This is a genomic window from Aurantiacibacter aquimixticola (assembly GCF_003605475.1).
GTDB classification, from domain to species: domain Bacteria; phylum Pseudomonadota; class Alphaproteobacteria; order Sphingomonadales; family Sphingomonadaceae; genus Alteraurantiacibacter; species Alteraurantiacibacter aquimixticola_B.
On the sequence record NZ_RAHX01000001.1, the window covers coordinates 86,948 to 112,468 of the forward strand.

The window sequence follows — 25,521 nt, forward strand, 5'->3', positions numbered from 1 at the left end:
CCCTAGTGCCTAGCCATGCCCGCCACGCCAGCCTGGCCTCCTCGCTCCGCGCCGCGCCTATTCGTCGAGGACGAACTTGCCGCGGAGCGCACCATCGCCGTGGAGGGCAACCAGGCCAATTACCTCGCCCGCGTGATGCGCGTGGGTGAGGGGGACGCGGTCATTCTGTGCGACGACATTAGCGGTGAATGGACGGCACGGGTGGCCGAGGTCGGCAAGCGGCGCGTCGATTTGCGAGTCGAGCAGCGTTTGCGGGAGCGCGAAGCGGTGCCCGATTTGTGGCTTTGCCCGGCACTGCTGAAGAAAGATCGCTTCGATCTCGTGCTTGAGAAAGCGACAGAGCTGGGGGCCGCGCGCATTCAGCCCGTGCTGACCCGGCGCTGCGTTGCGGACAAGCTCAATCCCGATCGCGCGCGCAGCATCGTCACCGAAGCGGCCGAGCAATGCGCCCGCACCGCATTGCCGAAGCTTGGCGAGGTGACCAGGCTCGACGCGCTGCTGCGGGACTGGCCGAAGGACCGCACGCTCTTCTTCGCCGACGAGCAGGGCGGCGAGGCTGCCGCAGGAGCATTCCCCGAAGCGGGAGAGCCAGCCGCGCTACTGATCGGCCCGGAAGGCGGCTTCGACGATAGCGAGCGCGCCGCTATCCGCGCTTTGCCGCAGGCCCGCGCCATCACGCTCGGCCCGCGTATCCTTCGCGGAGAGACAGCCGCCATGGCCGCGATGGCTCTCTGGATGGGTGTCGCAGGGGACTGGGCGAAGCGCGCTTAGGGCGCTGCCAGGAAAAATTTGCGTGACGCGCGGCAAGGCCGTCGCCTAAGCGCCTGCTCCATGAGGAATTGCCGATGAGCACACGCACCACATCCTCCGGCGAGGAACCCCGCATCCAAAGTCGCGACCAATTGGTCGAACCGATGCAGAAGGGCGAGAAACCCAAGAGCGATTGGCGCATCGGCACCGAGCATGAAAAGCTCGTCTACAAGACCACTGACCACCGCGCCCCCTCCTATGGCGAGGATGGCGGCATCCGCGATATCCTGATGTCCATGCGCTGTTTCGGCTGGGAGCCGGTCGAGGAGGCCGGACCGGACGGCAAAGTGGACGTCATCGCCATGTCGGGGGCCGACGGAACGATCAGCCTCGAACCGGCTGGCCAGCTGGAACTGTCGGGTGCGGCGGTGGAAACGCTCCATCAGACCTGCGCCGAAACCGGTCGCCACCTCACACAGGTCAAAAGCGTCGGAGAAGACTGCAAGATCGGCTTTCTGGGCCTGGGCATGTGGCCGGACAAGACACGCAACGATCTGCCGGTCATGCCGAAACAGCGCTACGCCATCATGATGCGGCACATGCCCACGGTCGGCAATCTCGGGCTCGACATGATGCTGCGAACCTGTACCATTCAGGTTAATCTGGATTACAGTTCAGAGGCCGATATGGCGAAAAAGTTCCGCACGGGCCTGGCTCTGCAGCCCTTGGCGACGGCGCTTTTCGCCAATTCGCCATTCACCGAAGGCAAGCCCAACGGCTTTCTTTCCTATCGCAGTCATATCTGGACCGATACCGATCCGCATCGCACGGGCATGCTGCCTTTCGTGTTCGAGGATGATTTTGGCTACGAACGCTGGGTCGATTACATGCTCGACGTGCCGATGTATTTCGTCTTCCGCGACGGCAAATATATCGACGCTGCCGGCCAGAGTTTCCGCGATTTCCTTCGAGGGGAGCTTCCCGCGCTGCCGGGCGAGCTGCCTACGCAAAGCGACTGGTGGGATCATCTTTCCACCGCCTTTCCGGAAGTGCGCCTGAAGAGCTTTCTCGAAATGCGCGGCGCCGACGGTGGTCCGTGGAATCGCATCTGCGCGCTGCCCGCATTCTGGGTCGGCCTGCTTTATGACAATGCCGCGCTCGATGCCGCCTGGGATCTGGTCAAGGACTGGTCGATGGAAGAGCGCGAGGCGCTGCGCAATGCCGTGCCGAAACAAGCGCTGGGCGCGCCGATCCCGGGTGGCCGCACGCTGCGCGATCTGGCGAGCGAAGTGCTCGACATCGCCCATGCCGGGCTGGCAGCGCGAGCGCGCCTCAATTCGATGGGCGACAACGAAACCGGCTTTCTCGGCCCGCTCCGCCGCATCGTCGAAAGCGGCAAAGTCCCTGCACAAGTGCTGCTCGACAAGTTTCACGGCGAATGGGGCGGCGATATCTCGCGCATTTACAAAGAGAGCTTTTAAGCGAGGAGCGCACCTCGCTGCGGCGGAGCGGGGTTCGGGCGCTCCTGCGGCTCCCGCGTCCTTTCCCGTGGATTGCGCGGCGGCGGAAATAGCGGTTCGCGCGGCACGATCTCATTCATGGTCCGCCTCCTCGAAACCGTTCACCCGTCCGACACGAGCAGCGAGGTTAAGCTGTTTCAAGATGGCAAGTCCTTCTTCCAAAGCATTGCTTCTGCAGCGATCCGTCTGCTGCTGAAACAGCGCAGCGAATCGCGACTTGCACACTCATGCAACCTCAAGCTAAGTTGAGGTCAAGCCTTATCCGGAAATTGCAGGAGCGCGCAGCATGGCCGCACCGAGTCTCATCACGATCGGTCATCTTGCCAAACGGACCGGCGTCGCCGTGTCGGCATTGCGTTTCTACGAGGAGAAGGGGCTGCTCGATCCGATCCGCACGGCAGGGAACCAGCGACGATATCTGCGGGGCGATATCCGCAGGGTCAGCTTTATCCTCATCGCGCAAAAACTTGGACTGGGGCTGGGAGAGATCGAGGCGCATCTGGCGAACCTGCCGCATGGCCGCAATCCGACCGTTGCCGACTGGCAGAAGATCAGTCGCGCCATGCGCGCGCAGATCGACGCGCGCATCAACCTGCTCACGCGGACGCGCAGTCAGCTGGACCAGTGCATTGGCTGCGGCTGCCTCAGCCTGACCAAATGCCAACTCTACAACAAGGACGACAAGCTGGGCCTGAAAGGCCCAGGCCCGCGCGCGGTGCTGGATTAAATTTGCGAACTAGCCCGAATGGCAATCGGGGCAGCAGGTCTGGCAGCCTTCGACCTGGTCGAAATGCTCCTTTGCATGATCCATGGCGGTTTCGCATTTCGCGAAATCGCCGAGTGCCTTGCGATTGTCCTCATTGGGCAGGAACTGGCATTCTTCCGAATGCACGACATGGTCGCCTCGATCGTTCGCCTCCGATTTCACGTAGTAATGCGCCATGCCTGTCTCCTCTCATGCGTGTGAGGGGGCAATGGGCGAAGCCCGAGCGCGGTTCCCTATTCCGCCGCCAAAGCTTCCGCTTCGCCAAGGTCCACGCTGACGAGACGCGAGATGCCTTTTTCGACCATCGTCACGCCGAACAGGCGATGCATCCGGCTCATGGTGACGGCGTTGTGGGTGACGATGAGGTAACGCGTCCTGGTTTCGCGAACCATGCTGTCGAGAAGGTCGCAGAAACGCTCGATATTGGCATCGTCGAGTGGCGCGTCGACCTCGTCCAGCACGCAAATAGGAGCTGGATTGGTTAGGAATAACGCAAATATCAATGCCGTTGCGGTTAGCGCCTGTTCGCCCCCCGATAACAGGCTGAGCGATTGCAGGCGCTTGCCCGGCGGCTGCGCATAGATCTCAAGTCCCGCTTCCAGCGGATCGTCGGAATCGATCATTGCGAGATGCGCCTGTCCGCCTTCGAAAAGGCGGCTGAACAACTCTCGAAAGTGGCCGTCGACTTCCTCGAACGCGGCGCGAAGCCGTTCGCGGCCTTCGCGGTTGAGATTGCCGATGCTGCCGCGCAGCCTGCTGACCGCTTCGGCCAGTTCGGCCTGTTCCTCGGCGCTGCTGCCGTGCTCCTGCTCGATCCGCGCCAACTCGTCCGCTGCGACGAGATTTACCGGCCCGATGCGCTCGCGACTGGCGGTGAGCCGGTCCATCTCTTCGCTCTCGAGCCCGGAATTCTTCACCGCGTCCTCATCGAAGTCGAACCGGCCTGGGAGCATCGAGGGGGGCGCCTGGAATCGCTCGCCGGAAATCCGCGCCATTTCCTCGCGGCGCTGCTCCTCGTTCTCGGCGCGCGCGGAAAGCGTGGCGCGCTGCTCTCGCGTGGCGGACAGCGCCTCGTTCAGATCCGACAGTGCGGCTTCGGCCTCGCGTGCTTCGCTTTCGGACGCGCGCACGGCCTCTTCGGCCTTGGCGAGCTCTTCGCCCAGCCGCTTGCGCACTGCCTCGCCGCCTTCGATCTCTTTCATCAGCCCTTCGGGCTTGGCCGCGATGACGGCACGCTCCTCGGCGATTTCCTCGAAGCGGGCGGCCATGCCGGCAAGGCGACTGGCGGCATCGCCCGCGCGCGCCTGCCAGCCCTTGATATCCGACCGCTGCGCCGCCACCCGCTCGCGCAGCACGGCGAGCGACTGGTCATGCGCGGCGAGCGCGGCATTGGCGGCCTGGACGCTCTCGCGCGCGGCTTCATGCCTGGCGCGTGCGGCATCGAGCGCGGCGCGGCCCGTTTCGGGATCGGGCAGCTCGGTCAGCTTCGCCCTGGCCCCGGCGAGCTCCGCTTCGGCGGCCTCGCGCTGTCCGGCCTGATCGGCCAGCGCGGCTGCTTGCTCTTCACGGCGTGTGGCGAGGCGATCGCGCCGTGCTTCGGTCTGATCGAGTGTCCGCAAGGCCTGCCGCTCCGCATCGGCGGCCTCGGCCAGCGCCCGCTCGCGCGCGACCAGATCGGTCTGGAGCGCGGCAAGCGCATCGTGCGCCTCACGCTGCGTGGCCTCGGCTTTTTCCGAGGCGGCTCGCAGATCGGGAAGGTGCTTCTCCAGCTCGGCAAGGCGGTTGTCACGCTCCAGCCGCGCCGCTTCCGCAGCGCCTTCGCCGCGCGCGACGAAACCGTCCCAGCGGCGCAACAGACCGTCCTTGCTGACGAGCCATTCGCCAGGTGAAAGGGTGCGGCCATCGTCTGCCTCAACGACGTGCACCAGGGCGAGGCGCGCCTGTAATTCCGGCGGGCAATCGCGCAAATGCTTCGCCAGACTGTCCGTGACGGGCGAGGGCGTGGCAGACCCGGTCCAGAAACGTCCTTCAGCCTTCCCATCGGGCGAGCCAAGTGGCGATTTGGCATCGCGGCCCAGCGCGGCAGCGAGCGCCCGCTCAAAGCCCGGTTCCGCCGAGACCCGATCGAGCGCGGCGGGCAAGCCGTGCTTGTTGGACTTCTGCCGCTCGCGCGCCTGCCGATCGCGGTCGAGCGCCTGAAATTCACGCTCCACGCCAGCCAGTTCGGCTCGGGCAGTCGATAGCGACGCCGCCGCCGCATCGCGGGCCTCGGTCAGCGCGTCCTTCCGTGCGCGTTCCGTTTCGAGCTCGCTCCGCAGGCTGAACAACTTGTCCTGCGCCGAAACAACGGCAGCCTGCGCGTCAGCCACTTCCCTTTCGGGATCGCTTTCGCCAGTCAGCGCCTCCTGCTGTTCGGCGATGCGCCGGGCTTCACCGTCGAGCCGTTCCAGCCGCGCCTCGGCCTGGGCTATTTCGGATTGTGCCACGCGCCAATCCGCTTCGACGCCCGCGTGATCCGCCGTCGCTTTTGCCAGTGCCAGTTCCGCCGCGCGACCCGCGCGCTCCGCGTCCTCCACCTTTGCTGCCAGATCGGGGCGCGCGGCTTCATCCGCCTCCAGCACCTTCTCGCCCTCGGCGAGCGCAGCTTCCAGCTGCTTCAGCGCCTTCGCCGCATCCTGCGTCATGCGGTCGGCCTCGAAGCGATCCTCTTCCAGCCGTTCCTTCTGCCGGTCGAGATCCTTCAGCCGCTGCTCTGCCGCTTCCAGCTGGCTGGCAAGAGCGGCCATGCGGTGGCCATGCGCGCTTGCATCGTCGCGGCGATCGGCAAGTTCGTCGCGCAGTTCGGCGAGCCGCGCGGCAAGCTTGTGCTGTGCGGCCTGCGCCGCCTTTGCGGTTTGCTGCGCGCCCGCGACCTTCTCGTCCGCTTCCTTGGCTTGGGCGCGCGCTGCTTCCGCCGCAGATGCGGCATCGCGCCAGCGCGCAAACAGCAGCCGCGCCTCCGCCATGCGGATGTCGTCGGTCAGTTTCTTGTACCGTTCGGCCTGCTTAGCCTGCCGCTTGAGCGAGGCCATCTGCGTGTCGAGCCCGGCCATCAGATCCTCGAGCCGTTCGAGGTTCTTTTCCGTGCTGCGCAATTTCGATTCCGCGTCGCGGCGGCGGACGTGGAGGCCCGCAATTCCCGCAGCCTCTTCCAGCATCATTCGCCGCTCGGTCGGCTTGGCGGCGATTACCTGCGCGATCTTTCCCTGGCTGACGAGAGCGGGTGAATGCGCGCCGGTGGCCGCATCGGCGAAGATAAGCGATATGTCCTTCGCCCGCACGTCGCTGCCGTTCAAGCGATAGGCGCTGCCCGCGCCGCGCTCGATCCGGCGCGTGACGTCGAGCGGTTCGCCCTTATCGTCTTTCGCATGTAGCACCACTTCGGCAAAATCGCGCGGCGGTCGGCCGGCCGTGCCCGCGAAGATGACGTCCTCCATCCCGCCCGATCGCATGGATTTGGGCGAGTTCTCGCCCATCACCCAGCGAATGGCTTCCAGCAGGTTGGACTTGCCGCAGCCATTCGGGCCGACGACACCCGTCAGCCCCGGTTCTATGCGCAGTTCGGAAGGCTCGACGAAGCTCTTGAAGCCGCTCAGCCTGAGCTTGCGGAACTCCATGCCTCGTCGCCCCCGCGCTCTCTTACTCGCTCCGGGCGCCGGCGCGCTGGAGCACGGGTTCGAGAACGTCCCAGGTGGTTCCGTCCACCCGATTGCCATTGACAAAGAAAGTCGGCGTACCCGTTACGCCGAGCTCATCCGCCGTGGTGTTGGTGCGCTCGCTCAAACCCTGGACGGCATCCGCATCGGCAAGGCAGGTGGCGGCCTGGTTGCGACTGATCCCGCGCGAGGCGAAGAAGTCGAGCAGCCCTGTCTCGCTCGCCACGGCGACCCAGCGCTGGTTTTCGGGCAGGTTCTCCACCCCTTCGAGCTGCGCGCTCTGCACGCCCGTCATCACCGTGTCGAAATTGGTCCAGACCTGATCCGCCAGCGGGTGGAAGATCTCGTCCGGCCCACAGCGCACGATGCTGCTGATCGTGGTATCGATTCCGTTGCGATCGAAATTGCGCAGCTCGAAGGATACGAGGCCGGTATTGACGTAGTCTTCCTTCAACTCGTCGACGCCGTTCTGAACGAAGCTGGCACAGGCACCGCAAGTGAAGGAGCCGTATTCGATCAGCTTGATCGGCGCGTCGGGATTGCCCAGCAGATACCCCTCTTCGTCCGTTGCCTGTACCAAATCGGTCCATTGCTGGCCCTCCGGTGCAGCGATCGGATCGAGCGCTTCGCCTTCGGCAACCTCTCCACCTTCGGCATCGCCATTGCAGGCGGCCAGGCCCAGCGAGAGCGGGGCGGCGATAAGGGCGAGGGCGATACGGCGTGAGGCGTTCATGTCAGGGTCTTTCCGTCACTTTGCGAACCGGCAGGTTAGACATTGCAGGGCGAAAGCCGAAAGCGCCGCGGCTCGCAGGATGGCGCTTTTGCACAGGCTTGTCCCCATTTAGGCGGGTCTAGCCGCCTTCCAAGACGGTTTCGGCAGGCAAATTGGTCAGCAAAGGACGCAGGGCGAGCCAATTGTGCACTCCGTCGATCAGCTGTCCGTTCAGGACGAAGCTGGGTGTGCCGGGCACATTGTACTGCGCCGCGCCCGCTTGAGAGGCCGCGACGATGGCATCCGCCGCTGCCCGATCGGACAGGCACGCATCGAGCTCGCTGCGCAAATAGCCGCGCCGCTCCATGATGTCGTACCAGCCGAGGTCGCCTGCGATCGCGCGCATCCGCTGTCCGAAATCGCCGCCATTCCAGCGCTGCTGCCGCTGCGGAGAGACGTCTCGGCCGCGCGCCAGCCAGTCCTCCTGCGAGGCCAGCATGGTGCGATGATTGGCGAAGAATTTGTCTTCCGGCCCGCATTCGGTCGCCAGCGCGGCGGCAACGTCCACGATATTGCGAATCATGTGGCGCATTTCCAGCGCGGCGCGCCCCTCATGGACGAGGAAATAGCGCAGCTCCGCCTCGCTATCGCGCTCGAACGTGGCGCAGTGCGGGCAGGTGTAGCTACTGAACACGATAAGCTGGGTATCGGCATCCGGATTGCCAACGCGGTGGCCGCCGCCATCGGTCGCGGAGAAAGTCGCGTTCCAGTTCTGCGCTGCCGCAGGGATCGCGGGCATTGCTATGGCGGCAAGCAGGGCCAGGGCCATGCGGATCATCTAGGTTTCTTCCTCTTTGTTCGCCACACTGCGGGCGAGCGATTCCAGCACCGCGCGCAGTTCCGGGTCTCCGATATCGCGCAAGCCTTCGCCAAGGTCCATCGGGATGGGCTTGAGAGAAGGGGGCGCGGCGCGTTTTTCTCCAGCAGGAGGCGGCTTAACCGCGCCTTGCCGGATCTTGACCTTCGCCACCGCCTTGTAGCCGAAAAAGCGGTTCACCCGCTCCATGATTTCCGGGATCACATGCTGGATCAGCGGCGCATGGGCGGGCGCGACGACGAGCTGCATGATGCCGTCGCTTTTTTCGCCGGGCGGAAAACGGATGCTTTCGGGCGTGCAGACCTTGGCATGATGCGGCCCGACGATCTCCGGCCAGCGGGTGACGACGCTGGACTGAACGAAGCCGAACCGGCGAAAGGCTGCGCGCCCGATCTGCGGGACCAGCTCGGCGACGGGCTTTGCCGGGCCGCCACGCGGGCGGCGGTAAGGCTTTGCCTTGCCCTTCGCGCCGTCTTTCGCAGGCGCACGCGGGGTCTTCCCCGATTTCGGTTTGTCGTCGCGTTCCATGAGAGGCGCCCTCATGCCATAGGCGCGGTGTGTCCGCCACCGTCTCAGACCTGCTTCTCGACTGGTATGACAGCCACGCCCGCGCGCTGCCTTGGCGTGCGCCGCCCGGTGCTTCGCCGACGGATGCCTATCGCGTCTGGCTGTCCGAAGTGATGCTGCAACAGACGACGGTTGCGGCGGTGAAACCGTATTTCACCAAGTTCACCGAAATCTGGCCCGATGTGCAGGCGCTCGCCGCCGCGCCGGAGGACGAGGTGATGGCCGCATGGGCGGGCCTCGGCTACTATTCGCGTGCTCGCAATCTGGTGAAAGCCGCGCGGGCGGTGGCCGAAATGGGTGGCTTTCCCGAAACGGAGGCGGAGCTCCGCAAGCTGCCGGGGCTGGGCGAGTATACCGCTGCCGCTGTCGCCGCGATTGCGTTCGGCCAGCGCGCTGTGGTGGTCGATGCCAATGTCGAGCGAGTGGTCGCTCGGCTGTTCGCCATTGAGCAACCACTGCCCGGTGCGCGCAAGGCGATCCGCGAAAAAGCCGATGCGATCACGCCGGATAAACGCGCGGGCGATTTCGCGCAGGCGATGATGGACCTAGGCTCGAGCATCTGCACCGCGCGAGATGCGAAATGCCTGCTATGTCCGCTGGCGTCGAAATGCGAAGGGCGGGCGAGCGGGGATCCATTGCGGCTGCCGGTAAAGGCGAAAAAAAAGGCGAAGCCGCAGCGCAGCGGCACTGCCTTCTGGATAGAGCGGGATGGCGCGGTTTGGCTGATCAAACGGCCCGGCAAGGGGATGCTCGCGGGCATGCGCGCGCTGCCCGACGACGGCTGGAGCGCGCGCAAGGATGGCGACGGCGAAGCGCCGGTCGAAGGCGCCTGGAAAGCAGCGGGCGTGGTGCGCCACGGCTTCACCCATGCCGATCTCGAACTCGGCGTTGCTGTCTATGCGGGCGATTCCAAGCCGCAGGGCACGGGCGAATGGTGGCCGCTCGACCGGCTCGACGATGCGGGCCTGCCGACCCTTTTCGCCAAGGCGGCGCGGCTGGTGCTCGCCGCTAGATGAAACCGCCGCCCAGGATCAGGCGAATCGCGGCGATTGCAGCGATGATCAGGCAGAAGTTGCGGCCTGAATTGCTGCTGGAGAGCTGCCCTATGACGATGCCCACGACGACCAGCGGCAGAGCGAACCAATTGCCCCAGCCGAGAAACGGAATCTGCGAGGGTATGACGATGACGAGCGAAAGCAGGCCGATGAGGATAGAGACGACGTTCAGCATGCGTTATAGATAGATAACACAGTGGCGTTTCGCAACCTTGCTGTGCCACCCGGCGCTGCCTAGGTTCGACAGCTTACGGCCAGGCCGCATTCCCAGCAGGACACCCCCCCGATGTTTTCCGATCTCGTCTCCACCCCCCTATCCCGTCGCACCACAATTCGCGGCGGCATCGCTCTTGGCGCGGGGATGGCTGCAACCACGCTGCCACTGGGCGCGCCTGCTTTCGCGCAGAGCGCTTCTGCCGCAGGGCGCTGGCCTTCCGTTGCGCAGTTCATCGACAGTTATGTCGATACGCGAAAGGTCGCAGGCATGGTGGCGGCGATGGGCTTTGGCCAGCGCGCCCCGGACTTCCTGTCGGAAGGCGCGCGGACATTCGGCGGCGCGGATGCGGTCGGCCCAGACACGCTGTTTCGCATCTATTCCATGACCAAACCGATCACCGGCATGGCGGTGATGATGCTGGTGGATGAGGGCGCGCTCGGCCTGGACCAGCCGCTGCACGAAATCCTTCCCGCCTTCCGCAACATGCAGGTACAAAAACAGTATGACGGGCCGATCACGGCGGACAATCTGGAGCCTGCAGCGCGCCCGATCACCATCCGGCACCTGCTCACGCATACGGCCGGCCTCGGCTACACGATCGTCCAGAACGGGCCGATCAAGGCCGCCTATTCGCGCGCCGGACTGGTGCCGTTTTCCGCCAGCCGCATGGCGCTCGCTCAGGATCTGCTGGGCGGGACTCCCGCACCCTCTCTCGCGGCCTTCGCAGACCGCCTTGCCCAAGTGCCGCTGGTTCGCCAGCCCGGCTCGCGCTGGAGTTATTCGGTGGCGACCGATCTGCTGGGCCGCGTCATCGAAGTTGCCAGCGGAATGGACTTCGCCGCTTTCCTGCAACAGCGTTTCTTCACACCGCTGGGCATGGACAGTACCTTCTTCCGCGTTCCGCAGGGCGAGGCGAACAGGCTTTCGGGCAATTATTTCCTGATGGGCGGCGTGCCCGTGCCGATCGACCTGCCCGGCAGCTCCGTCTTCCTCGACGAGCCGGCATTCCCTTTCGGCGGCGCGGGCCTTGTCTCCACCGCGCGCGATTACGACCGCTTCCTGCAAATGCTCGCCGGATATGGAGAGATCGATGGACAGCGCGTGATGAGCGAAGCGGCAGTCCGGCTCGGCACGTCCGACCTCTTTCCCGAAACGCTGGCCGCCAATGGCCGTTTCACCACAAGCGACGGGCGCAGTTTCGGCTTCGGGGCGGCAGGGCTAGTCGGGCAGGGCGAGGCTGACGGTCTGTTCGGCTGGTTCGGCGCGGCGGGCACGGCAGGCCTCGTCAATATGCGCGTCGGCCTGCGCCATACGCTGATGACGCAATATATGCCGGCCGAAAATTACGACGTGCAGCAGCGTTTTCCCATCGTCGTCGCCCAAGACGCGATGCGCATGCTCCCATCGTGAACGCCGCCGCGCCCGTTCCTGCGCTGACCGGCCATGGCATGGACCGGGATGACCATACGCGCGCCGATCCGCAGCGGCTGAAGGCCATGCGGAAGCGCGCCGATGCGAAGCTGCTGGCGATGGACGGCCTGCTGCCCGAACTGGACGAGAACGCGCTGGTCTATCGTCCTCTGGAAGGCGAGGCGGACGATCTGGTCTATCTCGGCCTGAAGGACGGTGCGCCGATCTTCGCCGCGCTGACCGAAAAGGGCGACACCCGCCCCGCTTACGAGCAACGCCCGACCCGCGCGCTGATTATGCGGCTGGGCGCACGCGATCTGGCGATTTACGCCGGTGCTCGCAGCCTGGTGGATTGGCACGCGCGCCATCGCTTCTGCGCCAATTGCGGCCAACCCACCACGCTCGCGAAGGGCGGCTGGCAGCGCAATTGCGATGGATCGACGGGCTGCGGCGCTTCGCATTTTCCGCGCACCGATCCGGTCGCGATCATGCTTGTGGAGCATAACGGCCATCTGTTGCTCGGCCGCGGCGCTGGTTTTCCGGAAGGGGCCTATTCGGCGCTGGCCGGATTTATCGAGCCGGGCGAGAATATCGAGGAAGCCGTCGCGCGTGAAACGCTGGAAGAAGCGGGCGTGCGTGTGCAGGACGTGACCTATATCGCCAGCCAGCCCTGGCCTTTTCCATCGAATCTCATGATCGGCTGCCACGCTTTTGCGCTGGATCGCGATATCGTTCTCGACAAGACGGAGCTGGAGGATGCGCGCTGGTTCAGCCAATCCGAAGTGGAAGAGGCCATGGCGAGGGGTCGCGGCTCGACCAGCTTTTTCGCGCCTCCTCCAGAAGCGATTGCGCACACGCTGCTCGCCTGGTGGCTCGATATAAAAGGTTAGTGGCGCACACGAGAAAGGCGGGCAACGCCGATGCGCTACCCGCCTTTCTCGATCACTAATTTCTTTCGTCAGCTCTTTCGCGAATCCTGCATCGCGGCGAGCGTTTTCGGACCCTTCATCGCGTCCTGCTGCGGATTGTCGCTGCCCACGGCGGGTTCGCGATTTTCCGGATCGGTCGCGCGATTGAGTTCACCTCTGGTGCCGACCTGCTTGGGCACTTCGCCCCCGGAGCGGCTGCCCTGCGAGGGCGAAAGACCGTCCTGCATGCTGTCGATCAGTTCATTGTCGGGATGGCGGTTCTGGCGTTCTGGCATTGTAATCTCCTTTGCCTTTTCAACGGGCGAGGGCGGGCAGGCGTTCCGAATACATGCGCCGTTCATCGCGATTTGGCTTCGGCTGCGCGACGCCAGCACGGAGCATTTATGACTTTTCGCATTCTCGCCGCGGCCATCGCTCTGACAGTCGCCGGTGCGGCGCAGGCGCAGGATCATCTGGTTGCCAATGCGCGCGAACCGATCGACATTCTTGTCAACGGCCAGCCGGTGCGGATGCTGATCGCGCCAGACGCCGTGCAGGCACCCGCCGTAAACGCTGCGGCGGCGGAGAGGCTTGGGCTGGAGCCCAGCCTTTTCAACTTCGTGTTCGTGATCGGCCCGACCCATCTGCCCTTCCGCACCGACACAATCCGCTACGAGGCGCAGGGCGAGCGATTTCGCCGCCGCACCGCTTTCAGCGAAGCGATCATCGTCGACGGCGCGGACGGAGTTGTCGGCCCGGCCGGCTTTCCGCATGAGCGCGTGACGCTGCGCCTGCGCGCGCAGACGAGCGATGACCGTGCCATCGTCCTGCCGCTGCACAAGATGGGGCGTACGCTCGCGGGAACGCGGATCGAGGTCGGCGGGGTGCCGATCCACGTGGCCTTCAGCTTCGACAGACCGGAAACGCTCGTCAGCGCGACCGGCGGTGCACTGATTGCCGAGGGGCAAGGCGGTTACTTCGACGGGGAAGCGCAAGAGATGGATATCCTTTACAAGGTGGCACGCCCCGTCCGCCCGCTGACCTTGCGTGAACCGCTGATGCTTGGCGAGCTGGAAATCCGCAACATCGCCGTGCGAACCAGCGATCATGGCAGCTCATCGACCATCGGCGAGAGCGCGCCCGATCCGGACGAGATCGTCGTCACCGCGCGCGACGACGACATGCCGCGCCAGCGCATGTATGTCGGTCTGGACACGATCGGCCACTGCGCCAGCATCGCCTACGATTTCGAGGAAGAGACGCTGACACTGATGTGCCCGGATCAGCCGGCAGCGCGCTAGATCAATCCCAGCCGTTGCAGTTTGCCCGCCAGGCGGCCGGGGATGAGATCGCCCACATCCTCGCCGTCCTCCAGATCGCGCGGGGGTTCGCCTTTCAGATAGCGCCAGCCCTGATGCGCGCGCTTCGGGCGCGGCAGCACGCGGATGAGGCGTGGCTCCATCTCGATCCGCCAGCGGCCATTATCGGTCTGAGAGAAGCCGAGGATCGGCGAACGGGCGACCAGATTGTGATCGTGGATCCAGAAGAGCGATCCGCCGATGCATTCCTCCCACCGCGTCGGGCGATAGCGGGTGGTCAGATGAGGACTGCTGCGCCCCGCATACCACCGCTCGATATCGCCGAAGCTCTTCGCTCCGAAAGCGATCTTGGTCAGATGCAGCGGCATGGGGTGAGAGATAGGGTCGCCGGCGCGATCCTCAAGCACTGCGCAAGTCGCCTGAAACCCGCACGGATTTGCGTTTCCCAAAAATCCTGTAAGACTTCGGCATGCGAGATGACTGTCCGATCGGAAACGCCATCGTGGCGGGTTGGACACAGGAAGGGATGACACCATGCGTTACACTCTGGCCGCGGCGCTTGCCGCACCCGCACTCGTGATCGCGACGCCCGCCGCGGCGCAGGATCCAGTCGGCTATTGGGAAGGCATGCTCGATGCGGGCACGGTGCAGCTGCCCATCGGCGTGAATATCGAGCGGGCCGCGGACGGCACGCTGACCGGGACACTCGACAGCCCGGCGCAGAACAGTTTCGACATTCCGGTCGGCGAGATCGTGCAGGAAGGCGACAGCCTGACCATCACCGTACCCGTCATCGGCGGCCGATACGAGGCGGAGTGGGACGCGGCGCAGCAGGGTTGGCGCGGCTTCTTCAATCAGGGCGGGCAAGCGCTGCCGCTTGCTCTCACCCCCGGCACACGGCCCGAGCGCAGCGCTGCCGCGCAGCCTGCGCTCCCGGCGGACTGGGCGATCCCGGCGAATGATGCGGTGTCCGAGATCGTGGGCGAGCGGCTCGCCATGCGGCCGGGCACCGGCATGGTGGTCGGCATGCTGACGCCCGACGGCATCCGCGTGGTCTCCAATGGGCCGGGCGAGGGCACGCCCTACGATGCGGACACTCTGTTCGAAATCGGCTCCATCACGAAGGTCTTCGCCGCATTGCTGCTTGCCGACATGGCGCTCGACGGCACCGTTTCGCTGGACGATCCGGTGGCCGACTACCTGCCCGACGGCGTAACCATGCCGAGCCGGAATGGCCAGCAGATCACGCTGAAGAACCTTGCCCGCCACGATAGCGGCCTGCCGCGCTTGCCAGATAATATGGCCGCGGCAGACATTCGCGATCCCTATGTTGATTATGGCGAGGCGGAACTGCTCGAATTTCTCTCGGGCTACGAGCTCACCCGCGATATCGGCAGCGAATATGCCTACTCCAATCTCGGCTTCGGCCTGCTCGGCTACGCGCTGGAGCGGGCGGGCGGTGCCGATTTCGAAACGCTGCTGCGCCAGCGCATCCTCGATCCGCTGGAGATGACCGATACTGCGATCACGCTCAGCGACGAGCAGCAGGCGCGCTTCGCCACCGGGCGCGACGAATACAATCGGGAGACGCTGGCCTGGAGCATGAACGCCTTGTCGGCCGCCGGGGCGCTGAAATCCAACGCCACCGACCTGCTCAAATTCGCCCACGCCGCGATGGACCCGCAATCGGCGATCGCGCCCGCCATGCAGCTTGCCCTGTCGGACCTGCGCGATGCGCCGGGCTATCGCAGCGGACTGGGCTGGATGGTGGCAAACACGCCGAGCGGCATGATCGCCATGCATGGCGGCGGCACGGGCGGCTTTCGCGCGCATGTCGCCGTTCAGGAAAATACCGGGCGCGGCGTGGTGGTACTGACCAACAGCGCCATAGAGCCCTCGACGCAGGACATTGCGCTGCACCTGCTGGCCGGCGCGCCCCTGGCCGAGGCGCAGCCCGTGCCCGATGCGCCCGTCGAAGTGGCGCGCGACGAAGTAACCCTCACCACCGCCCAGCTGGACCGCGTCGTCGGCACCTATCGCTTCGGCCCCGGCGTGGATCTCGTCATCACGCGCGAAGGCGATCAGCTGATGGCCGCGGTGACGGGCCAGGCCGCCTTGCCGATCTATCCGCGTTCTCAGACCGAATTCTTCTACCGCGCCGTGAATGCCGAAGTGGCGTTTGCCGAGGAGAATGGCGAGATAGTCGGTGCGACGTTCACGCAAGATGGACGGGTGTCGCCGCTGACGGTGGTCGAGTGAGGGGTCCGATTACTGGCTCATCTCAAACGGCCTTTTTGCCGGTGCCAGTCGTGTATTCGAAGGAAGAGACTACAGGCCGATCTCAGGAACACTTCCCAGTCGCTCGGATCGGTTACGAATGAAGCACGTGGTAGTCATCTCCTACCCTGTGCTCAATTGGCGCAGTCTGGCCATACCTCTTCGCCAGCGATGGCCCTGTTCAATTGTCCGAAGGACCATTCGTTTCCCCGGATGAAGAAATCGAACATGGTTTGCCATGTCGGTCCATCGCCATAACCAAGGCCCCAGCTGGTGATTTGCGTTCGATCGCGATCAAGCGGCGTAAACTCGATGACATTGTAAAGATTTTCGCGCCGCGCGTAGATTTCCTCGTTCATCCACTCTGCTTCGCGCGCGGTGTCGAGGTTCGATTGCAGGGTCAGCAGGTGCTGCGGCACGAAGTTCACGATGGTAAGCTCGATCGTATTGGCATCTCCGATGGAAGCGCAGCTATCGTAGTGCGTTCGGATCGTGCCCCCAGTCCTCAGATCGACATCGGCCACAGGTGCCATCCAGCGCATGACCTGGCTCGGCTCGGTAAAAAACGCCCACGTCTGTTCGAGGTCGGCATCAACGATCACCGATTGCTTGAGAGCCATTTCACTCTCGCTGATACGCACCATCTCGGACATGACCACACCGGCCGCATCTTGTTGTTCATCTTGGGCAGCAGCACTGACCGATGGCGTCGTGGCGAGCGCGCCGAACAATATCAGGGCAAGTAGCGTATTTCTCATCGGTTCAGCTTCTCCATCGAGAGGGTTGGTCGCTCATACACTGCTCCGATGCAAGGAAGATGGAAATCAGAGCGCGCACCCTGTGATTTCGGATGGCGCTTTGCTGTCCTACACCATTACCGCCGTGCCAGCCCCTCCCGTCCATGCATATCCGCCCGCTAGCTCAGTATTTACGCCCCTCACAGCCGCGCTGCGTGTGCCGGGAATTTCTTCCTCAGGACACAGTCACACCTGTAACACCCTTGCGTTTGGTGCAACACTCACACGGTGGCGAGGCCTGCCAGGACGGCGAGGCCGAGGAAGGCGAAGAAGCCCATCGAGTCGGTGATCATGGTCACGAACACGCTGCTCGCCACCGCCGGGTCCTGGTCCAGCCGCTCGAAGGCGACGGGCACCAGCACGCCCGCCATGCCGGAGACGATGATGTTGACGATCATGGCCGCCGCGATCACCGCGCCGAGTTGCGGCGTGAACAGCAAGGCGGTCGCGATGCCGATCAGCACGGCGACCGTCGCGCCGTTCATCAGCGCCACCTTCAGCTCCCGAAGCAGGATGCGCTTCGTGTTGCTTCGGGTGAGCTGGTTCATGGCGATGGCGCGCACCGTCACCGCCATCGTCTGCGTGCCGGCATTGCCGCCGATGCTGGCGACGATGGGCATGAGGATGGCGAGCGCCACCAGCTGCTCGATCGCGGCGCCGAAGAAAGCGATGATGGCGCTGGCCACAACGGCGGTGCCGAGATTGGCGATCAGCCAGCGCACGCGGGCGGAGTATGCGTCGCGCAGCGGCTCATTGATATCGCCTTCGCCCGCGCCCGACAGCAGCATGACGTCCTCGTCCGCTTCCTCCTGGATGATGTGGACGATGTCGTCGACCGTCAGCTGGCCGACCAGTCGCCCGCTCTCATCCACCACGGCGGCGGAGATCAGGGCATACTTCTGAAAGCGGAGCGCGACCTCTTCCTGGTCCATGCCCACGGGGATCAGCGTCTGGTCCCGCTTCATCACGTCGGTCAGGGCGATGTCGCGCGGGGTGCGCAGGGTCCAGCTCAGCTGGCAGGATCCGACCGGGTGGTAGCGGTGATCGACGATGAACACTTCCCAGAACTCGGTGATCAGGTCGTCGCTCTTCCGCAGATAGTCGATGAGATCCCCCACCGTCATGCTTTCTGGCACGGCAACCAGCTCGCGCTGCATCAGGCGGCCCGCGCTCTCCTCCGGATAGGTGAGGGCGCTCTCGATCGCGGCGCGGTCCCCGGGTTCGACTTGGGACAGGATGGCGCGCTGGTCCGGCTCGTCGAGGTCCTCGATCAGCTGGACGGCATCGTCCGTCTCCAGCTGTTCGACGATGTCGGCGACCGCTTCGGGCGGCAGCGCCTCCAGCATGTCCTCTCGCACGTAGTCGTTGAGCTCGGCGATCACCTCGCTGCCCATCAGATCCGTGATGGCGGCGGCGAGCATGGTGCGATCTTCCCGCTCGAACAGCTCGAACAGGTCGGCAATGTCGGCCGGGTGGAGCGGCTCGACGAGGTCATACGTGCTGTCCTCATTGTCGTCGCGCAGGCTCTCGCGGACCTGGCGGACGAATTCAGGCTTCAGCCGGTTCTCCTCGTCGAACTGCTCGCCTTCGCCCTGAACGGGTGTCTCGACGTCGCGGTCCTGGAGATCGGTTGCGCTCATGGCGAGCGGTCTATTGCGCTCTCCCGCAAAAGCAAGCGAGCCGTGACATTGCCCCCCAAGTCCCTATGTAGGCGCGCAAACGCAATCAGGAGACACCGCATATGGCTGACCAGACACTCACCTTCACCCTCGACACCGGCGATGGGGACGGCAAGGACGTGGTCATCAAGCTGCGGCCGGACCTTGCGCCCAAGCATGTCGAGCGGATTACCGAACTGGCCAAGGACGGCTTCTACGATGGCGTCGTGTTCCATCGCGTGATCCCCGGCTTCATGGCGCAAGGCGGCGATCCGACCGGCACCGGCATGAGCGGCAGCGACAAGCCGAATCTCGATCAGGAATTCAGCGATCACGCCCATACGCGCGGCACCTGCTCCATGGCCCGCACGCAGGATCCGAACAGCGCGAACAGCCAGTTCTTCATCTGCTTCGACGATGCCCGCTTCCTCGATCGGCAATACACCGTCTGGGGCGAAGTCGAGAGCGGCATGGACCATGTCGACGCGCTGCCCAAGGGCGAGCCGCCCGCCAATCCGGGCAAGATCGTGAAAGCGACCGTGGGCTGATCCGGCTTGCGGGCGGGGCGCTAGAGCCCCGCCTGCACCAGCCAGTCATGGAAGATGCGCACCGGTCGGGCCTCGAGGTCCGCCGGGCGACACATGAACCAGTAGGAATAGGGGCTTTCGACGCGCTGGTCGTATAGCCGCGCGAGACGGGGGTCCTTGTTCCGCGCCAAGTGGTCGTCATGCATGATGGCGATGCCGATGGACTGCGCCGCCGCCTCCAGGATGAGCTGACCGGAATCGTAGTGATCGATTGCGGCAGGCTGCATGCCTTTCAGACCCAGTGCCGCCTTCCATGCCTCGAAACTGGCAGGCATGTCGGTGTGGACGAGGAAGGTCTGCTTTGCCAGCGCCTCGGCATCGGGCGTGTCGCCAAGCTGCTTGGCGAGCTCGACATTGGCGATGGCGTGGATCGTGTTCTGATCCAGCTGAACGCTGTAGAGCGAGGGATCCGGCTCCGCGGTAAGCCCGATCGCCGCGTCGAGCGTATCGCCGACGCGGTCAATCAGGTGCGGGCCGGTATCGATATCGAGATGCAGGCGCGGATGGCTGGCGCGCAGCTCGCCAAGCCGTGGGAAGAGGCGCTGTGTGCCGAAAAGCGGCATCACGCCCAGTCGCAAGCGCATCAGCTGCAGGTTCTCGCTCTGCGTCTCGACCGCTGCCGCGAGCGCCTCGAGCTGCGGGGCGACCGCATCGTAGAAAGCGCGGCCTTCATCGGTCAGCCGCATGGTCTGTCCCGAGCGGGAAAATAGCTTGCGTCCCGTAAACTCTTCCAGATTGGTAATCCGGCGTGAAAGGGCCGAAGGGCTCAGCGCAAGCTCATTCGCCGCCGCACGCGCGGAGCCGAGCCGCACGGTGCGGATGAAAGCCTCCAGGGCGCGTAAGGGCGGAAGACGACGCACGGCTGTCTATGTCGCCAGCGCGGGGGCCGGTGTCGAGAGGCAATCGCAAATGACACGCAATTTTTCGCTGCATCGCAGCATGCATGCGCCCGATCACTCGTCTTCGTCGTCGCCCGCTTCGGGCGGGGCATGAAGGCGGAGGCGCGTGACATGCGTTTCGTCGCCCTCCATCACCTCGATCTTCCAGCCGCTGGGATGATCGAGCACGGCGCCGGGCTGCGGCACCTCTTCGGCCAGCAGAAAGGCGAGGCCGCCCAGCGTGTCGACCGGCTGCTCGACCTCGGCCAGCTGCTTGTCGCCCACCTTTTCGGCCACATCATCCAGTTCGGCGCGGGCGTCGGCATCCCACATGCCGGGATTGACTTCGATCAGATGCTCGATCGGATCGTCGTCGTGCTCGTCCTCGATCTCGCCGACGATTTCCTCGACCAGATCCTCGATCGTGATAATGCCGTCCGTGCCGGAAAATTCATCGACCACGATAGCCAGATGCGTACGGCGCGCGCGCATGTCGGCCAGCACATCCATCGCGCCGCGCGCCTGCGGTACGTAGAGCGGCTGGCGCATCAGCGTGGACCATTCTTCGGGCGGCTTTTCACCGCTGGCGAGATAGGCGAACACATCCTTGATGTGCATCATGCCAATCACTTCATCGAGCTGGCCCTGATATACCGGCATGCGGCTGATGCCGTGTTCCGCGAAGGCGGCGACCATCTCGTCCCAGCTGGCGGCGGCGTCGATGGCGATGATCTCGCTGCGCGGGATGGCCACGTCATCGGCATCGTGCTCGCTGAAATGCAGGAGGTTCTTGAGCATGACGACCTCGGCGGAGGACAGATCGCTGCCATCCGCCTCCTCGCCGCCATTGCGCGCGGCCTCGTCCTCATGCTCGTCGATCGCCTCTTCCAGCTGCGCGCGCAGCGAGGTGTCGGCATCGTCTTCGAACAGGCCGCGGATCGCGTTCCACAATCCGCCGCCGCTGCTACTGTCCGCGTCTCCCGATTGAGAGCCGTCCGGTTTTTCGGTGTCGGGCATCGCCCTGTCGCTAGTCCTTATTCGGTTTCGTGAGCGGTATATGGGTTCGCGATGCCCAAAAGTGCAAGCGCCTTCACTTCCATCGCCTCCATTTCCTCGGCATCGGCATCGGATGTCTCGTGATCGTAACCGGCGAGGTGAAGCATGCCGTGGACGATCAAATGCGCTGCGTGGTCCTCCAGTGATATTTCTTTCTCGCGCGCTTCCCGGGCGCAGGTCTTATGCGCAAGAGCAATATCACCGAGCATTTCCGGCGCGCCTTCATCGGGGTCGAGATGCACGAGATCGGTGCGCTCGACCATGGGAAAGCTAAGCACATTTGTGGGCTTGTCCTTGCCGCGCCATTCGCGATTGAGTTGGTGCACCACGTCGTCCGTCGTGAAGAGCAGGCTGGCGACCAGACGCGGATTGGCGAGCTCCGGCGCGACCTGCGCAGCAGCATCGGCAGTGCGCTTGGCCAGGTCCGGCCAGTTGCCATCTGGCCATTCCTCGATGTCGATTTCGATCTGCATCTTCCGCCCTCAGGGCGCTGCATCCTCGCCTTCATACGCCTCGACGATACGCCCCACGATCGGGTGGCGGACCACGTCGGCGGCGGTGAAGCGCGTGACGCCGATGCCTTCGACATCTTCCAGCCGCTCGACCGCGTCGGCAAGGCCGCTCATGCGGTCGCCTCCGGGAATGTCCACCTGCCGCGGATCGCCGCAAACGACCATGCGGCTGTTCTGCCCGAAGCGTGTCAGGAACATCTTCATCTGTTCCTTCGTGGTGTTCTGCGCTTCGTCCAGGATCACGAAGGCGTCCGCGAGCGTCCGACCACGCATGAAGGCGATGGGCGCGATCTCGATCTCTCCGCTGGCGATACGCCGATCGACCTGCTCTGGCGGCATGCAATCGTAGAGCGCATCGTAAAGCGGGCGTAGATAGGGATCGACCTTCTCCTTCATGTCGCCGGGGAGGAAGCCCAGCTTCTCGCCCGCCTCGACCGCAGGGCGCGACAGGATCAGGCGCTGCACGCTGCCGGTGATAAGCTGGCTGATCGCCTGCGCAACGGCGAGGTAGGTCTTGCCGGTGCCCGCCGGGCCGAGCGCGAATATGACGTCCTTCTTCGCCAGCAGGTGCATATATTCACCCTGCATGGCGCTGCGCGGCGTGATGGTTCTTTTGCGCGTGCGGATCATGATTGGCGGCGCTTTCGCATCGCCGGTAATGATGCCTTCCAGCGTCGGTTCATTGGACATGGCGATCAGCGCCTCGATCGCGCCGGCGTCCATTTCCTCGCCCGTCAGCAGCTTTTCGTGCATTTTCATCAGCACGTCGCGCGCACGGGCGACTTCTTCAGCAGGCCCTTCGATGGACACCTTATCGCCTCTCGCTGCAATAAACACGCCGAGCCGGTTTTCAATCTGGACAAGATTGGTGTCGAATTCGCCGAACAATGCGCCGAGGACGGCCTGTTCATCGAAGCCGATTTCTATCCGTGCCCGTCCGGCACCGGGCTCGCCCGAGGCGGAACGGTTCAAGAATGCCGGATGGTCGCTGCTGCGGGTGCCGGCACTGGTCGATTTGCGGGCCATCGATTCCTTTCGCTTTGGTCAAACGCAAGATACGCTGCCTGCGACGCGACACAAGACCAAGTCCGCCGCTGCGTGGTGGAAAGCCGCAGGTCGGCAGGGAAGGAGACTGACGGTGCCAATCGCTCGCAAAATTTTCGGCTGCGTCGCCATCGCCACGCTCGCCTGCGCCAGCGCGGCTACCGCACAGGAAGCCGACAGTGCCGAGATCGTGGTGCAGGGTGAGCGGCTCGAGGAGCGAGCACCGTGCGGAGCCTGGTGCAGCGCCTTGCCGATACGCACGGCCCAGATACTCCTGCAACCCGGTACTTCGATGCGCTTTGCGTGTCCGTCACCGGCCTTAACCCGACCGGCTATGCACTTATCCGGGACCGCATCGCAGACAATGCGCGCGATGTCGGCTTGGAGGTTCAGCCGGAGGGATGCCGTGTGAACGCGCTGGTCGTCGTATGGAGCGATCCGGCAGCGGTCATAGCGCGTATCACGGAAGAGCAGCCCGGCATCTTGCCCAGCGATGTGCGCAACAGTGTCGAAGCAGCCATTGCGAGAGACGAACCGGTCATCGTCTGGCACAATGAGGAGAACCGCGACCAGGGCGGTCGCCGGGTGGCGCATTCCAGCGATATTGTCGGAACCGGGGGTTCGGCTTCGGCGCTCAATGTCCAGACCCGCGTCAACACCTATGGCAGGCCAAGCCGCACGTCCTTGTCCTATAGCCGCGGGGTCGTGAGCGCGGCCGTTGTAATCGACGCGGATGCCGCGGTCGGCATGGAGACGGATCGTCTTGCCGACTATGCCACAATGCGCTTGCTCGCCCCCGACCTTGCGCCGCTTCGCGATGGCATTCCCGATCCCTCCAGCGTGACCGCACCATTTCCGAACGAAGGTGGGGCGCAGTGGCTTTCCCGCTTCGACCGCGCCTATCTGACCGCGCTGTATTCGCTCAGGCCGAATGCACCCGCCATTCAGCTCGCAAGGGCGGTTTCGCGAGAGTATGAGCGCGACGAATAGGGCCGCTTCGGAACCGGCTATCCCCGCGCGGCTTGAGAAGGCATGAAAACAAACTTCTTCAAAGTCCTCGTCGCTAGCTTGCCCGCATTTCTGCTCGCGGGCTGTTCCACCATCGGTTTTGGTGGAGACGACGATCGCAGCGTCGACCGCGGCGCAATTGAAGACGCGCTTATCGAAAGGTTCGGGCGCGAGGGGGAGATCGACTACGCGATGGTTTCATACGACCTCGATGATGATGGGCGCGACGAAGCCATCGTGCATATCCGCTCGAATTATTACTGCGGCTCAGGCGGCTGCAACGCGCTGGTGCTGACGCCCGATTTCAACGGCTACCGCATCGTCATGGACGCGACCGTAACGCGTACGCCTATAGCCGTGCTGGACAGCGAGACACGCGGCTGGTCCGACCTCGTCGTCGCCTATGGCGGTGGAGGCAGGGACTATGGCCGCGCCTTGATGCGCTTCGACGGACTTTCCTATCCCGGCAATCCCACCGTCGCCCCGGCAGAGCGCACCAGTCGTCGCGGCGACGTGCTGATCTCGGAAGATCCGGATTACCGCGAACTCGTTGATTGAGCTGAAACCGGCTCCGAAGCGCGCGCGCCGAGCGAATTGGCACCGGCTTCCACCAGCTCTACGCGGACCATGTCACCGATGGCGGCTTCGGCAGTGAAATGGACCGATTGCAGCCAGGGCGATTTGCCGAGCCATTGCCCGGATAGCTTGCCCTTGCGCTCGACCAGCACATCACAGGCGCGCCCAATGCTTGCTTCGTTAAAGGCCAGCTGATCGCGGTTCAGCGCGGCCTGCAGGCGCTGCAGCCGCTCGTCCATGACCTCGCGCGGAATCTGGCTGTCCATCGCGGCGGCAGGCGTTCCGGGGCGAGGAGAATATTTGAAACTGAACGCCTGCGCGTAACCGACCGTATCGACGAGTTTCAGCGTCTCTTCGAAATCGGCATCCGTTTCGCCAGGAAAACCGACAATGAAATCGCCGCTCAGCGCGATATCGGGGCGCGCGGCGCGTACGCGGTCGAGCAGGTGCAGATAGCTTTCTGCGGTGTGGCTGCGGTTCATGGCTTTCAGCACGCGGTCGGACCCGCTCTGCACCGGCAAATGGAGGAATGGCATAAGCTTCTCCTCCTCGCCGTGACAGCGCACCAGGCCGTCGGTGAAATCGTTCGGATGGCTGGTTGTATAGCGGATGCGCTCCAATGACGGCAGCTTGGCGATCGCTCTGATGAGCCCATCGAGACCCTGCGCGTGGCCAATGGCGTCCTCGCCCGACCACGCATTCACGTTCTGCCCCAGCAGCGTGATTTCGCGCGCACCTTGATCGACCAGCCGCTTTGCCTCGTCCACCAGCTCTGTGAAGGGGCGAGAGATCTCCGCGCCGCGGGTATAAGGCACCACGCAATAGGTGCAGAACTTGTCGCACCCTTCCTGGACGGTGAGAAATGCGGTCGGGGAGCGCGTGCCGCGCGACGGAAGCTCGGCGAACTTTGCATTCTCCGGCATGTCTGTGTCGGTGCTGCGCTCTCCCAAGGCGGCGCGATCGACCATATCGCCGAGGCGATGATAGGCCTGCGGCCCGACCACCATGCCCACGCCCGGCGCGCGCTTCATGATTTCCTCGCCCTCTGCCTGCGCCACACAGCCTGCCACGGCAATCATCGGCGTCTTTCCGGCAAGGCGGCCCGCCTTTTCGATGCGACCGACATCGGAATAGACCTTTTCAGTCGCCTTTTCGCGGATATGGCAGGTGTTCAGCACGACCAGATCGGCATCTTCGTCTTCCCGTGCGGGTGCGATGCCCTTCGCTTCGAGCAGTTCGCCCATGCGTTCGCCATCGTAGACGTTCATCTGGCAGCCGAAGCTCTTGACCCTGTAGGTCCGTGGTTTGTCCGTGCTTTTCATGAGGCCCACG

At 64.3% G+C, this 25,521-nt stretch carries 27 protein-coding genes; 12 read left to right on the forward strand and 15 right to left on the reverse strand.

Annotated elements, in window-relative coordinates:
• Positions 1-15 precede the first annotated feature (15 nt).
• From D6201_RS00460 to soxR, 4 genes are all read left to right on the forward strand, one after another.
• Positions 16-771, forward strand: a complete 756-nt coding sequence (locus D6201_RS00460) for a 16S rRNA (uracil(1498)-N(3))-methyltransferase (protein ID WP_120046919.1) — start codon at positions 16-18, stop codon at positions 769-771.
• A 74-nt stretch (positions 772-845) separates the two neighbouring features.
• A complete protein-coding gene (locus D6201_RS00465; protein ID WP_120046920.1) occupies positions 846-2,231 on the forward strand; it encodes a glutamate--cysteine ligase in 1,386 nt (461 codons plus the stop codon).
• Positions 2,232-2,348: 117 nt separating this feature from the next.
• Positions 2,349-2,519, forward strand: coding sequence for a hypothetical protein (locus D6201_RS12870; protein WP_165853462.1), 171 nt, complete (start codon positions 2,349-2,351; stop codon positions 2,517-2,519).
• Between the two features lie 37 nt (positions 2,520-2,556).
• A complete protein-coding gene (gene soxR, locus D6201_RS00475) occupies positions 2,557-2,997 on the forward strand; it encodes a redox-sensitive transcriptional activator SoxR (RefSeq protein ID WP_120046922.1) in 441 nt (146 codons plus the stop codon).
• Positions 2,998-3,006: 9 nt separating this feature from the next.
• Here soxR and D6201_RS00480 read toward each other — a convergent pair whose 3' ends face one another.
• The 5 genes from D6201_RS00480 to D6201_RS00500 all read right to left on the reverse strand — a co-directional run bounded on the left by D6201_RS00480 (position 3,007) and on the right by D6201_RS00500 (position 8,848).
• On the reverse strand, positions 3,007-3,213 hold the full coding sequence (locus D6201_RS00480; RefSeq protein WP_120046923.1) for a hypothetical protein: 207 nt from the start codon (positions 3,211-3,213) through the stop codon (positions 3,007-3,009).
• Positions 3,214-3,269: 56 nt separating this feature from the next.
• Complete coding sequence (gene smc / locus D6201_RS00485; RefSeq protein ID WP_120046924.1) at positions 3,270-6,692, reverse strand: chromosome segregation protein SMC; 3,423 nt, start codon at positions 6,690-6,692, stop codon at positions 3,270-3,272.
• Positions 6,693-6,714: 22 nt separating this feature from the next.
• The gene (locus D6201_RS00490) at positions 6,715-7,464 is read right to left on the reverse strand and encodes a thioredoxin domain-containing protein (RefSeq protein ID WP_120046925.1); all 750 of its coding nucleotides are present in this window, start codon (positions 7,462-7,464) and stop codon (positions 6,715-6,717) included.
• A gap of 118 nt (positions 7,465-7,582) precedes the next feature.
• Positions 7,583-8,281: a DsbA family protein gene (locus D6201_RS00495; protein ID WP_120046926.1), complete on the reverse strand. Its 699-nt coding sequence runs from the start codon at positions 8,279-8,281 to the stop codon at positions 7,583-7,585.
• Positions 8,282-8,848 (reverse strand): DUF721 domain-containing protein, encoded by a 567-nt coding sequence (locus D6201_RS00500; RefSeq protein WP_120046927.1) that lies wholly within the window; start codon positions 8,846-8,848, stop codon positions 8,282-8,284.
• A gap of 29 nt (positions 8,849-8,877) precedes the next feature.
• Between D6201_RS00500 and D6201_RS00505 the strand changes: the two genes are divergently transcribed.
• Positions 8,878-9,903: an A/G-specific adenine glycosylase gene (locus tag D6201_RS00505; protein ID WP_120046928.1), complete on the forward strand. Its 1,026-nt coding sequence runs from the start codon at positions 8,878-8,880 to the stop codon at positions 9,901-9,903.
• On the opposite strand, the gene D6201_RS00510 is transcribed toward D6201_RS00505, so the two are convergent.
• Complete coding sequence (locus tag D6201_RS00510) at positions 9,896-10,117, reverse strand: hypothetical protein (protein WP_120046929.1); 222 nt, start codon at positions 10,115-10,117, stop codon at positions 9,896-9,898. The genes D6201_RS00505 and D6201_RS00510 overlap by 8 nt on opposite strands.
• Before the next feature lie 111 nt (positions 10,118-10,228).
• Between D6201_RS00510 and D6201_RS00515 the strand changes: the two genes are divergently transcribed.
• Positions 10,229-11,569 (forward strand): serine hydrolase domain-containing protein, encoded by a 1,341-nt coding sequence (locus D6201_RS00515; RefSeq protein WP_120046930.1) that lies wholly within the window; start codon positions 10,229-10,231, stop codon positions 11,567-11,569.
• Positions 11,566-12,459, forward strand: a complete 894-nt coding sequence (nudC, locus tag D6201_RS00520) for an NAD(+) diphosphatase (RefSeq protein WP_242447375.1) — start codon at positions 11,566-11,568, stop codon at positions 12,457-12,459. The genes D6201_RS00515 and nudC overlap by 4 nt, the downstream gene beginning before the upstream one ends.
• Before the next feature lie 68 nt (positions 12,460-12,527).
• Here nudC and D6201_RS00525 read toward each other — a convergent pair whose 3' ends face one another.
• Positions 12,528-12,773 (reverse strand): hypothetical protein, encoded by a 246-nt coding sequence (locus tag D6201_RS00525; RefSeq protein ID WP_120046931.1) that lies wholly within the window; start codon positions 12,771-12,773, stop codon positions 12,528-12,530.
• A gap of 108 nt (positions 12,774-12,881) precedes the next feature.
• Here D6201_RS00525 and D6201_RS00530 point away from each other — a divergent pair, with 108 nt between their 5' ends.
• Entirely contained in the window at positions 12,882-13,778 is an 897-nt protein-coding gene (locus tag D6201_RS00530) for a hypothetical protein (RefSeq protein ID WP_120046932.1), read from the forward strand.
• On the opposite strand, the gene D6201_RS00535 is transcribed toward D6201_RS00530, so the two are convergent.
• Complete coding sequence (locus tag D6201_RS00535; protein ID WP_120046933.1) at positions 13,775-14,164, reverse strand: DUF1489 family protein; 390 nt, start codon at positions 14,162-14,164, stop codon at positions 13,775-13,777. The two genes, D6201_RS00530 and D6201_RS00535, sit on opposite strands and share 4 nt — an antisense overlap.
• Positions 14,165-14,330: 166 nt before the next feature.
• Here D6201_RS00535 and D6201_RS00540 point away from each other — a divergent pair, with 166 nt between their 5' ends.
• A complete protein-coding gene (locus D6201_RS00540) occupies positions 14,331-16,055 on the forward strand; it encodes a serine hydrolase (RefSeq protein WP_120046934.1) in 1,725 nt (574 codons plus the stop codon).
• A gap of 152 nt (positions 16,056-16,207) precedes the next feature.
• Here D6201_RS00540 and D6201_RS00545 read toward each other — a convergent pair whose 3' ends face one another.
• Both D6201_RS00545 and mgtE read right to left on the reverse strand, forming a co-directional pair.
• Positions 16,208-16,804, reverse strand: a complete 597-nt coding sequence (locus D6201_RS00545) for an SRPBCC family protein (protein ID WP_165853463.1) — start codon at positions 16,802-16,804, stop codon at positions 16,208-16,210.
• Between the two features lie 287 nt (positions 16,805-17,091).
• Positions 17,092-18,510: a magnesium transporter gene (mgtE, locus tag D6201_RS00550; RefSeq protein ID WP_120046936.1), complete on the reverse strand. Its 1,419-nt coding sequence runs from the start codon at positions 18,508-18,510 to the stop codon at positions 17,092-17,094.
• A gap of 101 nt (positions 18,511-18,611) precedes the next feature.
• Here mgtE and D6201_RS00555 point away from each other — a divergent pair, with 101 nt between their 5' ends.
• Positions 18,612-19,076 (forward strand): peptidylprolyl isomerase, encoded by a 465-nt coding sequence (locus D6201_RS00555; RefSeq protein WP_120046937.1) that lies wholly within the window; start codon positions 18,612-18,614, stop codon positions 19,074-19,076.
• 20 nt (positions 19,077-19,096) lie between these two features.
• Here D6201_RS00555 and D6201_RS00560 read toward each other — a convergent pair whose 3' ends face one another.
• The 4 genes from D6201_RS00560 to D6201_RS00575 all read right to left on the reverse strand — a co-directional run bounded on the left by D6201_RS00560 (position 19,097) and on the right by D6201_RS00575 (position 22,587).
• Positions 19,097-19,975: a LysR substrate-binding domain-containing protein gene (locus D6201_RS00560; protein WP_120046938.1), complete on the reverse strand. Its 879-nt coding sequence runs from the start codon at positions 19,973-19,975 to the stop codon at positions 19,097-19,099.
• Between the two features lie 93 nt (positions 19,976-20,068).
• The gene (locus D6201_RS00565; RefSeq protein ID WP_120046939.1) at positions 20,069-21,010 is read right to left on the reverse strand and encodes a hemolysin family protein; all 942 of its coding nucleotides are present in this window, start codon (positions 21,008-21,010) and stop codon (positions 20,069-20,071) included.
• A 17-nt stretch (positions 21,011-21,027) separates the two neighbouring features.
• Entirely contained in the window at positions 21,028-21,522 is a 495-nt protein-coding gene (gene ybeY / locus D6201_RS00570; RefSeq protein ID WP_120046940.1) for an rRNA maturation RNase YbeY, read from the reverse strand.
• Between the two features lie 9 nt (positions 21,523-21,531).
• Positions 21,532-22,587 (reverse strand): PhoH family protein, encoded by a 1,056-nt coding sequence (locus tag D6201_RS00575; protein WP_120046941.1) that lies wholly within the window; start codon positions 22,585-22,587, stop codon positions 21,532-21,534.
• Positions 22,588-22,830: 243 nt separating this feature from the next.
• On the opposite strand from D6201_RS00575, the gene D6201_RS00580 reads away from it, so the two are divergent.
• The gene (locus D6201_RS00580) at positions 22,831-23,595 is read left to right on the forward strand and encodes a hypothetical protein (protein WP_120046942.1); all 765 of its coding nucleotides are present in this window, start codon (positions 22,831-22,833) and stop codon (positions 23,593-23,595) included.
• A gap of 42 nt (positions 23,596-23,637) precedes the next feature.
• Positions 23,638-24,171: a hypothetical protein gene (locus tag D6201_RS00585; protein ID WP_120046943.1), complete on the forward strand. Its 534-nt coding sequence runs from the start codon at positions 23,638-23,640 to the stop codon at positions 24,169-24,171.
• Here D6201_RS00585 and miaB read toward each other — a convergent pair.
• Positions 24,150-25,511, reverse strand: a complete 1,362-nt coding sequence (gene miaB, locus D6201_RS00590) for a tRNA (N6-isopentenyl adenosine(37)-C2)-methylthiotransferase MiaB (RefSeq protein WP_120046944.1) — start codon at positions 25,509-25,511, stop codon at positions 24,150-24,152. The genes D6201_RS00585 and miaB overlap by 22 nt on opposite strands.
• Between the last annotated feature and the right edge of the window lie 10 nt (positions 25,512-25,521).

Coding starts and splice junctions, on each gene's coding strand:
- D6201_RS00460 (WP_120046919.1), top strand. CDS start 16: ATGCCCGCCACGCCAGCCTGGCCTCCTCGCTCCGCGCCGCGCCTATTC.
- D6201_RS00465 (WP_120046920.1), top strand. CDS start 846: ATGAGCACACGCACCACATCCTCCGGCGAGGAACCCCGCATCCAAAGT.
- D6201_RS12870 (WP_165853462.1), top strand. CDS start 2,349: ATGGTCCGCCTCCTCGAAACCGTTCACCCGTCCGACACGAGCAGCGAG.
- soxR (WP_120046922.1), top strand. CDS start 2,557: ATGGCCGCACCGAGTCTCATCACGATCGGTCATCTTGCCAAACGGACC.
- D6201_RS00480 (WP_120046923.1), bottom strand. CDS start 3,213: ATGGCGCATTACTACGTGAAATCGGAGGCGAACGATCGAGGCGACCAT.
- smc (WP_120046924.1), bottom strand. CDS start 6,692: ATGGAGTTCCGCAAGCTCAGGCTGAGCGGCTTCAAGAGCTTCGTCGAG.
- D6201_RS00490 (WP_120046925.1), bottom strand. CDS start 7,464: ATGAACGCCTCACGCCGTATCGCCCTCGCCCTTATCGCCGCCCCGCTC.
- D6201_RS00495 (WP_120046926.1), bottom strand. CDS start 8,281: ATGATCCGCATGGCCCTGGCCCTGCTTGCCGCCATAGCAATGCCCGCG.
- D6201_RS00500 (WP_120046927.1), bottom strand. CDS start 8,848: ATGGAACGCGACGACAAACCGAAATCGGGGAAGACCCCGCGTGCGCCT.
- D6201_RS00510 (WP_120046929.1), bottom strand. CDS start 10,117: ATGCTGAACGTCGTCTCTATCCTCATCGGCCTGCTTTCGCTCGTCATC.
- D6201_RS00515 (WP_120046930.1), top strand. CDS start 10,229: ATGTTTTCCGATCTCGTCTCCACCCCCCTATCCCGTCGCACCACAATT.
- D6201_RS00525 (WP_120046931.1), bottom strand. CDS start 12,773: ATGCCAGAACGCCAGAACCGCCATCCCGACAATGAACTGATCGACAGC.
- D6201_RS00530 (WP_120046932.1), top strand. CDS start 12,882: ATGACTTTTCGCATTCTCGCCGCGGCCATCGCTCTGACAGTCGCCGGT.
- D6201_RS00535 (WP_120046933.1), bottom strand. CDS start 14,164: ATGCCGCTGCATCTGACCAAGATCGCTTTCGGAGCGAAGAGCTTCGGC.
- D6201_RS00540 (WP_120046934.1), top strand. CDS start 14,331: ATGCGTTACACTCTGGCCGCGGCGCTTGCCGCACCCGCACTCGTGATC.
- mgtE (WP_120046936.1), bottom strand. CDS start 18,510: ATGAGCGCAACCGATCTCCAGGACCGCGACGTCGAGACACCCGTTCAG.
- D6201_RS00555 (WP_120046937.1), top strand. CDS start 18,612: ATGGCTGACCAGACACTCACCTTCACCCTCGACACCGGCGATGGGGAC.
- D6201_RS00565 (WP_120046939.1), bottom strand. CDS start 21,010: ATGCCCGACACCGAAAAACCGGACGGCTCTCAATCGGGAGACGCGGAC.
- ybeY (WP_120046940.1), bottom strand. CDS start 21,522: ATGCAGATCGAAATCGACATCGAGGAATGGCCAGATGGCAACTGGCCG.
- D6201_RS00575 (WP_120046941.1), bottom strand. CDS start 22,587: ATGGCCCGCAAATCGACCAGTGCCGGCACCCGCAGCAGCGACCATCCG.
- D6201_RS00585 (WP_120046943.1), top strand. CDS start 23,638: ATGAAAACAAACTTCTTCAAAGTCCTCGTCGCTAGCTTGCCCGCATTT.
- miaB (WP_120046944.1), bottom strand. CDS start 25,511: ATGAAAAGCACGGACAAACCACGGACCTACAGGGTCAAGAGCTTCGGC.